Source organism: Cutibacterium modestum (assembly GCF_008326345.1).
GTDB classification, from domain to species: domain Bacteria; phylum Actinomycetota; class Actinomycetes; order Propionibacteriales; family Propionibacteriaceae; genus Cutibacterium; species Cutibacterium modestum.
The window spans coordinates 147,529-159,574 of record NZ_BJEN01000004.1 but is presented as its reverse complement, the minus strand read 5'-3'; the positions used below and the strand labels follow the sequence as shown (position 1 = coordinate 159,574).

Sequence of the window (12,046 nt, the reverse complement as noted above, 5' to 3'; positions counted from 1 at the left end):
TGAATCCTCATTGGTGCGAACTCATCGAGTGTTCATGAGCATCTGCCCACTTCCTATTCAGTCCCCTTGAGGCCGGCCGGACCGACCCACCGAAGGGACACGATTCGGTGAGGCCGCCGGACCTCCCGGCGGACATGCGTTACTAACTTTACCGAAAATGGCCTTTCGAACCCAATTCACCGCACTGACAACTGTTCTTAGCAATCCGAACGCACCACCACACGGGCGCGGAACGATCTGGCAAATCCACCGGATACCGCACGCTTCCAGCATTCGTCGTCCGGGTGGACGTGGGCTCCCCTGCCCTGAGCGTGCCCTGTTGGATCAGCCACCACAACTCCAGCAACTAGCACGTACCGCCTCATATTCGCTGGGTCAGCGAGGCGCCGGCAGCCGACACAGGTGCGCTGAGGTCGTGTGATCACTCCCCAACCTTAAGCCACATCGACGCACAACGCCCGACCTCGCGAGTAGGAAGGCCGGGCGTCGTCGAGAACCTATGCAGGCAGTCTCAGATTTGGTTGTCTGGACGAATATCGATCCGCCATCCCGTCAGGCGAGCCGCCAATCGGGCGTTCTGTCCTTCGCGACCGATAGCTAGCGACAGCTGGTAATCCGGAACGATGGCCCGAGCGGTCTTTGCCTTCGGGTCAATGACCGTCACCGAGGACACCTTGGACGGGGACAGGGCAGCACCCACGAATTCGGCCGGATCTTCCGACCAATCAATGATGTCGATTTTTTCCTCGCCTAACTCGTGCATAACAGCACGTACCCGCTGCCCCATCGGGCCAATGCAGGCTCCCTTGGCGGAGACGTCGGAGTTATGGGAGACAACAGCGATCTTCGAGCGGTGACCGGCCTCACGAGCCAGGGCCTTGATCTCGACGACCTCCTGCTCGATCTCAGGCACCTCCATCGCAAAAAGTTTGCGCACCAAGTTCGGGTGAGTGCGCGAGACGATCACCTGCGGGCCACGGGCTTCCTTGCGGACGGCGACCACGTACACACGGATACGACGACCGTGGAAGTATTTCTCGCCAGGAACTTGCTCTGACGGAGGCATGATGCCCTCCAACGTGCCAAGGTCGACGCGAACAGTCCGGGTATCGCGGTATGACTGCTGGACGACGCCAGTGACGACGTCACCCTCAACGGCAGCGAAATGGCCGTACTTCTGCTCATCCTCGGCTTCACGCAACCGCTGGAAGATGACCTGACGGGCAGTCGATGCGGCGACACGTCCGAAGTCCTCGGGGGTGCCGTCGTACCAGCCGATGACCTCGCCCTCCTCGTCCTTTTCCGGGAGCATGACAGCGACATTCCCTGTCGTGCGGTCCAGCTGAACCTTGGCTCCCCTAACCGGAGCCTCAGTTTTGTCGTATGCGTTGAGGAGGGCGTCCTCTAGGGTCGTCAGCAAATAGTCAAGCGGGATGTCCTTGTCCCGCTCGATCATGCGCAGAGTTGACAGATCGATGTCCATCTCAGTTCTCCTCCTTCGACGCCTGCGCGTCGCGACGATTGAGCTCCACCTGAACGACCGCCTTCGCCACGTCAGCAAGCTGGACCTCCCGGGTGGTGTACACGGGCTTATGTGGCTTGGAATTGCCAGCCTCGACTTCGAGGGTTACGACCTCCTCACCAGCCTCGGTGATGCGACCGTCAAAGGCTTCCCCAGACGTCTGTCCCTCGGAGGGGTTGAGAGTGAACCGCACCAGGTGTCCAATGTTGCGCCGATAGTGGCGCGGTTGAGTCAACGGGGTGGAGACACCGCGCGAGGATACCTCGAGGGTGTAAGGGGACTCTCCCATGGCATCGGAATCATCGAGGCAACGCGAGATTTCGGCAGTGGCCTCGGAAATCTCGTCAAGGCTGGGCCCGTGACCGTCAGGGCCGTCGCCGTCGACCGTCACGCGCACGAGGCGACGGCGGCCGGCGGGCACGACGTCAACGCAATCGAGTTCGAGCCCGAGCCGGGAGACGGCCGGTTCCAGCAGGCTTGTGAGCCTCTCAGCATTCATCTGTGTCTCATCCTGTTGTCGTTACAAATTGTCTATATTTGAGTCTAGCCGCTTATACCGACCAGCTGGACTCGACCGGCTCATCGACAGCTGTAGCGATGATGCAGCTGGGTGCCGATAGGCTGAACTCATGATCGCCAGGAGAACCATTCTTGCCAGCGGAGCTGGCCTCGTCGCTATCGGGCTAACCGGTTGTGATCACAGGTCTCCTGAGAAGAAGACGACGCCGGCTCGTCCAACAGCAACGACCCCAGCGCCGCACCAAAGCGACGCTGTGTCGACGGAAGCACTGCTAGCAGACCTCGCTACCAAAGCTGCTCGCGGCGCCACTGGCGGCCAACGAACGGTGCTCAACGAAGTTGCTGCAGCTCACCGCCGCCATCTCGAGGTGCTAAGCCAGTCCAACCCGTTCTCCGGTAACACTGCCACACCGTCCGCCGCCGTATCCCCCACCCCGCGCGCCGCCGGCCAAGGATCGCCGTTAGCCCTGCTACAGCACCACGAAAAAGCTGCGGCTACCCAGTATCTGGAGAGCTGTCGAACAGCTCAGAATCCCTCTGAAGTTCTGTTGTGGGCCAGCCTGTCGGTGTTCTGCTCAGCCTTCAATCCTTCAGGTCCAGTTCCTCAGCCGACTCCGAAAATCGTCCCCGTGGCGGTGAGAAAAGAACCTCTCACCAATGCCCAGCAGGCGTTACTGACCCATCTCAACGCCCTTATCACAGGCTTGGAGTGGGGTATTGCACGCCTTGGAGACCACGACCAGCTGCGTGCCTGGGGATGGAACCGGCGAGATATAGTTCTCGCCCAGCGCGCAGAGGTACGTCAAAGCATTCGGGATGCATCAGCAACACCGACCCCCGACTTGCCTGGCTACCCGATGTCTCCTGCCCCCGTCAACGATGCGGCGACCCGGACATTGTGGTCTGGGCTGGAAACGAACGCGCTTTCCGGTTGGGGTCGCGTGACGGCCGCCAGCGGGTCGGCTGCACGTCCCCATGCGGTCGCCGCGATGGTCAGTCAAGCCCAAGTTCTGGCCCATTTGGGTACTGGCGTGACGACCTGGCCAGGTTGGGTATAAGCGACCTGCGGCTGGCCTTTCTTGAAAACTGCGGGGAAAACCACGAGCCCTTTCAGACTCCCCAGATGAGTTGGACGAGCATCCGCACCGCCAGAACACTGGTAACGATGAGGAACATCATCCGCACGAAGCCGTTGCCGTGTCTCATAGCTGTTCGAGCACCGGTCAATCCCCCGAGAACATTCGCAATCACCAGTGGCCAAGCGACATGCCACCACACATGACCGTGAATCGCCAGGGTGGTGATGGTGACAAGATTTGTCACCGTGTTGCAAATCTTCGCCATTCCCGAGGCCTTGAGGAAGGAATACCCACCGACGGCAACGTACGTAAGCACCCAGAAGGTCCCGACCCCCGGCCCAATGGCTCCGTCGTAACATCCAAGGAACAGCCCGATGATCGGAACTAAGACGGGATGTTTGCCACCTTCGCCATTGTGGTCGGCCCCCAATGAGGGCCTTCGCCAGGTATAGATGCCGATGATGACCAGTACTACCAAGAGGATGGGCGTGTAGACAGCCCGCGACATATAGGTGACGATGCGCGCGCCGACGACGGCTCCTAACCCAGCCAGGCCAGCCGCCCACAGGAACATTCGCCAGTCCGGACGCTGCTTACGCAGATACCCCACTCCCGCAGTAAGGTTTCCGACGACTTGGGCCGTTTTATTCGTGCCGACGATCGTCGCCACCGACGTTTCGCTCGGCAGACCAACCAACAAGGACGGCAGCATGATGAGTCCGCCTCCACCCACCACGGCGTTGACCCACCCTGCTATAAACGCGGCGAGGATAAGACCGGCAAAGACCCAAAGCGTCACGTGTCAACCTTCCGTATGACACCAACAGTAGGGCCCCACCACTGAAGGGGCGGGACCCAACGTGTTTTCGGTCTAAAAGTGCCTCAGGCCCAAGGATGCGCCAGCAGCAATTCCGTATTGTGATCGACCGACGTACCAAGCCTACGCGTCATCGTATGAATGTCGTTCGCGCCGAACTCTCGGTACAGGCTGGCTAGACCATCCGGGTCGGTGGTGTCGTAGTCGGCCTGGTACGGGGCATTGGACTCGATAAGCGTGGTGAAGATACTCACGGTGCCGTCGTGATTGTCGGCAAGCTCGATGACGCGAGCCATCTGAGGAAAGTCGACGTGGGAGGCCGTATTGATCTCCCACCAGCTACGGCGAGCATCGAGTGCATGATGGTGAGCGGTGATGTTGTTGGCATGCACGTGTCCATTGACCCAGGCGATCACGTTCGGGTAGTGCGATAGCAGGGACACCAGCTCCGGACCAAGATGACGAATACCGGTACCATCACCGGGGAGGACGGGGTTGTTCATCGTCTTCGAGTCGTGGTGACTGAAAAGGACGAACATGGTGTCGCTGGCATCACGGTGCTGCCGCACCCCCAGATCGTCGTAGTACACGCTGCTACCAGCGCGCAGCACAGATTTCAGCCACTTCCACTGACGGTCATCGATGGAACCACTGGTATACCCGGCCCGGTTTGTTGAATCCAGGCTGATTCCGGTCACGCCGTCGGCGATCGGGAAAGTGTAGTAACCGCGCACGGCATTGAGGTCATTCTCACTGAAGCCGTGGCCATGCGGACCCGCACCATCAACGCAGTCACGCAGATGAGCCTTGATGAACTCGAAGGGTGTGAAGGGCACGCGACGTTCGTCCGCAGTGACTTGCCGAGTCAGTGACACGGCATCGTTGGACACGGCGACCGGTCCACCACCCTGGGCTGCCTGAACGTAGGCCTTGACATCCTTTTCACTAGCGAACCCGGTGACCTTACGATCACTGGTGTACATCGCCTTCAGCAGTCCCCAGTCAGAAGGCAGAGTGCCCTGGATCGAATCGTCGTGATTCCCGAACACCGCATACCACGGAATTTTCACACCGGAAGAAGACACTGGGGCCATGACGCGACGAAAGTAGCCGTCAACCTGGGGGAAACCGGCACGCTTGTACATGTCACTACGATGCGATTCGGGGTTGTAGAACAGCGGGTCCCCGAAGGTTTGCACACTTTCCCAGCGATCACTGGCACCGGTATTGGGGACGATCGTGCCACCAGCCAGCAACGTGAGGTACCAGTCGAGCTCGACGTGCTCGTGATTATCGGTGTTATCACCAGTGCTGACGAGCGCGTCGAAGGCCCGCCCGGTAGCCGGACCACCTTGAAGCGAATTGACGCGGCGCACCAAGGAAGCCGTGGCAAGCGGACCCAACGCCTCATGCGGACGAAAGGCCGGACCAGCTAGCGGGTGCAGGAACTCGACCCTCATCGGCGACTGCACGTCCGTCACGTGCAAATCGGTCACCTGAACGAAGGCCGCCAAGCCATGGCGACGGTCGTCGCGCCCGCTCTTGCCTCTGGCAAGTTCCTCGCGGACGACGAGCGGGTAACCGCGCTGTGCCTGGATCCTGCGGTACCCGCTGCCCGGATCTCGTAGACCCACCTGCTCGAGGGTGGTTCCGGCCGTGGAGTGGAGACGCTTCGACGCATGAGCCAACGCCGGGGTGGTTCCGGTCACCGCCGCAGCAGCGACCAGGGTCATACCACCGAGAAACGTCCGCCGTCCCAACGTGTTCCTTGCAGTCTTATCGTTGTTTCTGGTCAACTCGTCTTCGTTCTCTGGCATCCATTTACCTTTCGCATGGTCGAGGGGCCCTTCAGCCTGACGTACGAACACCATTGTCAGGCGGCTATTGGGTCACTTCCGCGCCAGATTTTGAGAACAGTTGGCGACCATACAGCAACGTGCAGATGTCGGTCGGCTAAACGATCGATGCCACTTCAGCTCTCAGCCGCACACCTCCTTGAGGACGACGGATACAGCCTCGGCCACACTGACCTCACGTGCCTCCCCCGTGGCACGGTCGCGAACTTCAACCAGGCCGTCCTTGAGCCCTCGGCCGACGACCACTGAGGTCGGCACCCCGAGAATCTCACTGTCAGCGAATTTCACTCCGGGGGACGCTTTGCGGTCGTCTAGCAAGACCTCGAGGCCAACCTCGGCGAGTTCGCTGGCAATACGCGTGGCCTCGTCAAGGATGTCCGTCCCCTTGCCGGTGGCAAGCACCTGGACGTCGAAGGGAGCAACCTCACGTGGCCAGACGAGCCCCTTCTCGTCACAGGTGCCCTCGGCGATGGCGGCCACAGCGCGGGAGACGCCCAGGCCGTAGGACCCCATTGTCACCGTCACAAGCTTGCCGTTGTGATCGAGCACCTTGAGCCCAAGGGCATCAGCGTATTTCTTACCGAGTTGGAAGATGTGGCCGATTTCAATGCCGCGGGATAGGTGGAGTTCACCGCTGCCGTCAGGGGCTGGATCACCTTCGCGGATCTCGGCGACGTCAATGACGCCATCGGGGGTAAAGTCGCGACCGACGACAAGGTTGAAGACATGCCGGTCCTTCTGGTCAGCGCCGGTGATCCACGACGTACCAGTCACGACACGGGGATCAACGAGGTACCGCACCTTCGAGGAGTTGTCCTCGCCGAGGGCTCCCGGCCCGATGTAGCCTTTCACCAACTGCGGATTCGCAGCGAAGTCCTCTTCTGTGAAGGGTTCAATCACGGCGGGCTCTAGGGCCGCTTCCAGCCGCTTTTCGTCGACCTCGCGGTCTCCTGGGAGCCCGATGGCCAGCGGCTCACGGGTGCCGTCAGGATGGGCCACCATGAAGACGACGTTCTTCAGAGTATCGGCCCCAGTCCATGGCCGGTCTTTTCGCGGACGCACCTCGTTGGCCACTTTGACGAGCGACTCGATGGTCGGGACGTCGGGGGTATCGACAACCTCGGCCTCTGGCAACCCGTCGATGGGCAGCGGATCGGGAGCGGCAATCCGGACGGCTTCCACGTTGGCGGCGTAACCGTCGGCGGAATGAACGAAGGTGTCTTCGCCGTTGGCTGCGACGGCCAGGAATTCCTCAGACCGGGATCCGCCCATCGGGCCGGACATGGCCTTGACGATGGCGTAGTCGAACCCGAGACGGTTGAAGATGCGAATGTAGGCATCGCGTTGAGCCTGGTAGGCGTCGTCGAGACCCTCCTGAGCGACGTCAAAGGAGTATGCATCCATCATGACGAATTCGCGACCGCGCAGGATCCCAGCACGCGGACGGGCCTCGTCACGGTATTTGTTTTGAATCTGGTAGAGGCACAGCGGCAGGTCCTTGTAGGAGGAGTAGAGGTCCTTGACCATGAGGGTGAACATCTCCTCATGGGTCGGCCCCAGCAGCATGTCTACTCCCTTACGGTCCTTGAGCCGGAAGAGATTGTCGCCGTACTCGGCCCAACGACCGGTCTCCTTGTAGGGGTCAGACGCGAGCAGTGCGGGGAAGCTCACCTCCTGAGCCCCGATACCGGCCATCTCCTCGCGACAAATGGCCTCGATCCTGCGCAGCACCCGAAGCCCCAGCGGGAGCCACGAGTAAACGCCGGGAGCGACCCGGCGGATGTATCCAGCCCGGACGAGCCAGCGGTGGCTAGGAACCTCGGCGTCAGCCGGATCCTCTCGCAGGGTTCGAACGAACAGCTGTGACATGCGCGTCAACACGACGTCTACCTTTCCGACCGCGCTCGGCCCTCCGCCGCCCTTCGGCGTGACCGGCCACGGCCATGACGAATCCTAGCGGCAGACCCCACTGACTCGGACCGGGCTGCCCGCCTCAAGTAGAATTGATAACCGTTCTCATTATATAGTTATTCGAACATTCCAGGAAGACAATGGAGGCCACCGTGAAACGGTTCGCATCGCTCCTTGCCACCCTGCTGACGTTCCTGATGATCAACCCTTCACCGGCGAACGCCGCAGCACCGGACTCGGAGCTCCTGCACAACAGCCACGTCGACGCCACCCACGCCGAGCGGGTTCAGGCGACTGACGGGCCTACCACTCAAACACTCGGAAATAGCAATAACCTCAAAAGCCGCAACGCCACCGAGGTTCCCCACTCACCAGACACCGACGACAGCACCGTGCTCGATCACGGTCACGCCGACGTCTTCCGAGTGGGACCAGCCCCCGATGGCGGTATCGACCTCAAACTCAAAGAAGACGTCACCGGTGACGGCGTGCTGCACACCCCCGAGAACGTCCTTCTCAAAATCAAAAATTCTGCTTTCACCGACATCCCGGCCAGCCTTCCCGGTGCCCCTCAGGGGTATATCCTGCCGCTGACCCAGAACGAGGATGTGCTCTGGCCAGGTTGGGAAACCTTCGACGTCAGGCGTAACGGATTCACGTCGGTCAAGATCACGGTGAGCAACGTCAAGGGGCCTGGCAAGGTGCACCTGTTCTCACAAGGGTCTTTTGGCGACGTCAAGCCCCTGCTTGACGGCAACGCAACTGAGCTGCCCGGCACCATCACCGTTGCCCGGCCCTCCCACGTTCACGCGAACTGGGTGTTTGGCAAGACCGGCGTCTACACCATGACCGTGCAGGCGTCAGCATCGAAGACCGGCAAGAACTTCCAGACCCGGCCGCACGCCTACACCTGGGTGGTCGGTGACACGACTCCCTTCCCTGCGCCGTGGGGAAAGCCGACTCCAGCCCCAATTCCAAATGTCACCCCGTCTCCGCTGGCCTCCCCCTCGCCCCGGCCAATACCGGGTGCCACCCCGTCCAAGGCCTCAGTCACACCGAAACCTGCGCTCGCGCCGACTCCATCTAAGCCCCGGAAACAAACCCGTAAACCGGTTCTGAAGTCCCGGACCAACAAGACGCCCTGCGCCAAGAAGCTAGTCCTCGACCACGGTCACTCTGATGTCTTCCGCGTCGGATCGAACGCCAAAAACGGCCTGGATCTCAAGGTCAAGGAGGACGTCACTGGCAAAGGCGTCCTCCATGCTCCGGAAAGCATGCTGCTGGCCGTCAAGGACTCTGCACTGACGACCATCCCGAAGGGTTACCCCGGTGCCCCCAACGGTTACCTGCTGCCCCTGACGCAAAACCAGAACCTGCTGTGGCCGGGATGGGAGACTTTCGACGTCAGGCGCAACGGCTTCACCGAGGTCAAGGTCAACATCCGTAACGTCAAAGGCCCGGGCAAGGTACACCTGTTCTCGCAGACCCCCTTCGGCGGCGTCCAAGCCCTGTTCGATGGGGGCTCGACCACCATGCCGGGCACTATTACCGTCGCCCAACCCTCCCATGTGCATGCCAACTGGGTATTCACCCGTCCTGGTCGATACACCATGACTGTTGATGCCACTGCCGTTCGTAATGGCACGACCGTCGGCACCGGAACCCACACATATACCTGGGTCGTCGGTTCCCAGGCCATCGCCGCCGCCAATACCTGCTCGATCGGCCACGTCGGCGTCCTCCGGGCTTCCGGGAATGCTGGGACTACGGCTCCCGGTGAGAGCAGCAACAAGGGTGTTTCCGACAAGCCGTTCGATGGCCTTGACGTGGCCACGTCGAAGGGTGACAGCGCCAGCTCGAACGGATCGACAAAAGCAGTAAACACCAGCGGTTCCATCGTCAAGAAGGAACTCTGCCGCCCAGTAAAGATCCAAAACAAAGCCGCCGCCGTGATGCAGACCGTTGCTCAGCCTGCCCGCCGGCCGGTATCCATCGCCACCGAGGGCCACTTCGATTGGGGTGTTCAGTTGCAGTCGGGCAAACTTGTCTCGGCCCTCAAAGATGACCGCTCGGCTCCGGCGAAGTGGGTCGATCCGTCGAGCATCGTCATGGCTGTTGGTGACAAGGCCAACACCACCGTCCCCAGCGGCATGGACTTCATCGCCAAGAGCGGCACCAAGGTGTGGCTCATCGGTGCCACGCAGGTACCCGGTGTGCCGTGGCTCGGCGTCAACACTATGCACGAGTCCATCGTCAACGGCACCACCGGACCAGTTCAGATGCATCTGGACAAAGTCAACGGACCCGGCAAAATGGCCGTGTTTATGTCTGGCACCTTTGGTGGTGGGGCTGGTCAGCGCGTCTTCGACAACGTCGGAGGACCTACCAGCTACACCATCCCGGCCAACACCCACGCCCATCCGAACTGGGTGTTCACTGCCGCTGGCCACTATGTGGTGACCGTCACTCAGTCGGCCACCACCAAGGCCGGCAAGAGAGTCAGCGCCATAGGCACCCTCCATTTCGCGATCGGTATTGATGCCACGTCCGTCGCGGCATCTGTGGGTAAGGCATCGACCTCCCCTAGGGCTAAACAGAATGCCGATCCGGGCTACACCGTTGTGGGGCACACCCCCGATGGCAAACCATGCGATCTCACAGCAGCAGGTCAGCCTGGCACTGGCGAGCAAGGCAAGATCGGCGATCCCGGTATCGCGTCCCAAACCCATCAGGGGTTGGCAGCCGGGGCGTTCGCGGTTCTCGGCCTATCCGGCGCTCTCCTCGTAGCAAGGAAACGACGCGGGTGAGAAGACGTCTACTATGCGCCGTGGCCGCACTCAGTCTTTTGGCTGGGTGCGGCCACGCGCCAGCTTCCCACGACAAGCTTTCCGTGGTGACGACTACACCTATCCTTGCTGACCTGACACGCAACGTCGCCGGGGATCGCGCCAGCGTCGCCTCGATGGTGCCCTCAGGGGCCGACCCGCACACTTACGAACCGTCACTACGCGATGTTCGCACCGTGGTGTATTCGAAGGTCGCATTGTCGAACTACCTCATGCTTGAGCCACATTCAGTGATTAAGACCATCGACGCATCATTGCCCACCGGGGCGATCAATATGTCCTTGGCCGAGGAGGCCCAAAAGTACGGCGCGGAGGTCATACCGCTTGTTGAGAATGCCAACCTCGACACGGTGTGGTTGGGGCTGCGCGTCATTGGAAAAGGCACTGCTCAGGGCGCCGACCGCTCCTCCTTGGTTCATCTGCGACTCAAATCCGTCGACGGACCCGGTGATCTCACCGCCTATATCACCGGCACCTTCGGCCACCCTCAGATCTACTATTCGACCTCTGATGGTGTTGATGAGCGTGACGACGTTGAGCTTCCTACCGACGCGCACACCCACATGTCATGGGCGTTTAGCAAGCCTGGGGTGTACAAGGAGATCTTTGAGGGGACCCTTTCGACGGCTAAAGGCGATACTTCGATTGGCTCGACAACGGTCACTATCGCCGTCGGCGCTGATCCGAGGACTATCCCCGAACTCGCCGATCGGACGGTCGTCGATAAGGGGCACGCGGACTTCTCAGTCGATATTGACCAGGGCAAGATGATTATCTTGTCTGACCCAACGGGTGGCGGCGTCCGCACCCAGAAACGCCTGGACCCCCACAAGGCCGTGGTGTGGGTACCACCAAAGGCCCTCACTGAGATCCCGCCGACCCCAGCTTTTCGGTTCTTGGGGCACCCCAGTGACTCCATTCATCAGCTACCCCAGGCAGTTCTCGGCGCACACGTTCATGGTGAGATTGACCCTCATCTGTGGATGAGCATCAAGAACACCAAGGCTTATGTACAGGTCATCCGTGACGCTCTTATCAAGGCCGACCCCGAAGGCGCCCAGACCTACCGTGAAAACGCCAAGGTATACATGGCAAAGCTGGAAGATGCCTCGCACTACGTCGATCGCAAGATCGCCAACATTCCCAAGGGGCGGCGTCAGCTCATCACCAGCCACGACGCCTACGGCTACCTCGCCCAGGCCCACGGCATGCACGTGGCCGGATTCGTGACCGCCAATCCTGGTGTCGAACCATCTATGGCCCAGCGCCGCAAACTCAGCCAAATCATCGCCGGTCTCAATGTACCGGCCGTCTTTTTGGAACCCAACGTAGTGCGCAGCTCCTCGGTACTCGCAGCTATTGCAGCTGAAAACGGTGTCCAAGTGTGCCCGATTTATGGCGACACTTTTGACGACCGGATCACGAATTACATCGATCTTATGACATTCGACGCCGACTCTCTGGCCAAGTGCCTGGGATGAGGCCCCTGTGGAGGT

9 protein-coding genes are annotated in these 12,046 nt (G+C 60.7%); 3 read left to right on the top strand and 6 right to left on the bottom strand.

Annotated elements, in window-relative coordinates:
- Nucleotides 1-197: 197 nt before the first annotated feature.
- The 3 genes from F1563_RS12300 to rimP all read right to left on the bottom strand — a co-directional run bounded on the left by F1563_RS12300 (nt 198) and on the right by rimP (nt 2,021).
- A complete protein-coding gene (locus F1563_RS12300) occupies nt 198-425 on the bottom strand; it encodes a YlxR family protein (RefSeq protein ID WP_002526980.1) in 228 nt (75 codons plus the stop codon).
- Between the two features lie 86 nt (nt 426-511).
- The gene (nusA, locus tag F1563_RS12295; protein WP_002526981.1) at nt 512-1,483 is read right to left on the bottom strand and encodes a transcription termination factor NusA; all 972 of its coding nucleotides are present in this window, start codon (nt 1,481-1,483) and stop codon (nt 512-514) included.
- A 1-nt stretch (nt 1,484) separates the two neighbouring features.
- Complete coding sequence (gene rimP, locus F1563_RS12290) at nt 1,485-2,021, bottom strand: ribosome maturation factor RimP (RefSeq protein ID WP_002526982.1); 537 nt, start codon at nt 2,019-2,021, stop codon at nt 1,485-1,487.
- Nucleotides 2,022-2,151: 130 nt separating this feature from the next.
- On the opposite strand from rimP, the gene F1563_RS12285 reads away from it, so the two are divergent.
- Complete coding sequence (locus tag F1563_RS12285) at nt 2,152-3,099, top strand: DUF4439 domain-containing protein (protein ID WP_002526983.1); 948 nt, start codon at nt 2,152-2,154, stop codon at nt 3,097-3,099.
- 52 nt (nt 3,100-3,151) lie between these two features.
- On the opposite strand, the gene F1563_RS12280 is transcribed toward F1563_RS12285, so the two are convergent.
- The 3 genes from F1563_RS12280 to F1563_RS12270 all read right to left on the bottom strand — a co-directional run bounded on the left by F1563_RS12280 (nt 3,152) and on the right by F1563_RS12270 (nt 7,662).
- The gene (locus F1563_RS12280) at nt 3,152-3,919 is read right to left on the bottom strand and encodes a sulfite exporter TauE/SafE family protein (RefSeq protein ID WP_002526984.1); all 768 of its coding nucleotides are present in this window, start codon (nt 3,917-3,919) and stop codon (nt 3,152-3,154) included.
- 83 nt (nt 3,920-4,002) lie between these two features.
- Nucleotides 4,003-5,754, bottom strand: coding sequence for a TIGR03767 family metallophosphoesterase (locus tag F1563_RS12275; protein WP_007433521.1), 1,752 nt, complete (start codon nt 5,752-5,754; stop codon nt 4,003-4,005).
- A gap of 162 nt (nt 5,755-5,916) precedes the next feature.
- Nucleotides 5,917-7,662 carry a proline--tRNA ligase gene (locus F1563_RS12270; protein WP_002526986.1) on the bottom strand — a complete coding sequence of 582 codons (1,746 nt, stop codon included), beginning with the start codon at nt 7,660-7,662 and terminating at the stop codon, nt 5,917-5,919.
- A gap of 182 nt (nt 7,663-7,844) precedes the next feature.
- Between F1563_RS12270 and F1563_RS12265 the strand changes: the two genes are divergently transcribed.
- Together F1563_RS12265 and F1563_RS12260 are read left to right on the top strand one after the other, a co-directional pair.
- Complete coding sequence (locus tag F1563_RS12265) at nt 7,845-10,511, top strand: TIGR03773 family transporter-associated surface protein (protein ID WP_149302712.1); 2,667 nt, start codon at nt 7,845-7,847, stop codon at nt 10,509-10,511.
- A complete protein-coding gene (locus F1563_RS12260; protein ID WP_036958259.1) occupies nt 10,508-12,031 on the top strand; it encodes an anchored repeat ABC transporter, substrate-binding protein in 1,524 nt (507 codons plus the stop codon). The genes F1563_RS12265 and F1563_RS12260 overlap by 4 nt, the downstream gene beginning before the upstream one ends.
- The last annotated feature ends 15 nt before the right edge of the window (nt 12,032-12,046 follow it).

What these genes read in the sequence shown, in the direction of transcription:
- F1563_RS12270 (WP_002526986.1), bottom strand. Translation starts at nt 7,662, where the DNA reads ATGTCACAGCTGTTCGTTCGAACCCTGCGAGAGGATCCGGCTGACGCC.
- F1563_RS12275 (WP_007433521.1), bottom strand. Translation starts at nt 5,754, where the DNA reads ATGCCAGAGAACGAAGACGAGTTGACCAGAAACAACGATAAGACTGCA.
- F1563_RS12265 (WP_149302712.1), top strand. Translation starts at nt 7,845, where the DNA reads ATGGAGGCCACCGTGAAACGGTTCGCATCGCTCCTTGCCACCCTGCTG.
- rimP (WP_002526982.1), bottom strand. Translation starts at nt 2,021, where the DNA reads ATGAATGCTGAGAGGCTCACAAGCCTGCTGGAACCGGCCGTCTCCCGG.
- nusA (WP_002526981.1), bottom strand. Translation starts at nt 1,483, where the DNA reads ATGGACATCGATCTGTCAACTCTGCGCATGATCGAGCGGGACAAGGAC.
- F1563_RS12285 (WP_002526983.1), top strand. Translation starts at nt 2,152, where the DNA reads ATGATCGCCAGGAGAACCATTCTTGCCAGCGGAGCTGGCCTCGTCGCT.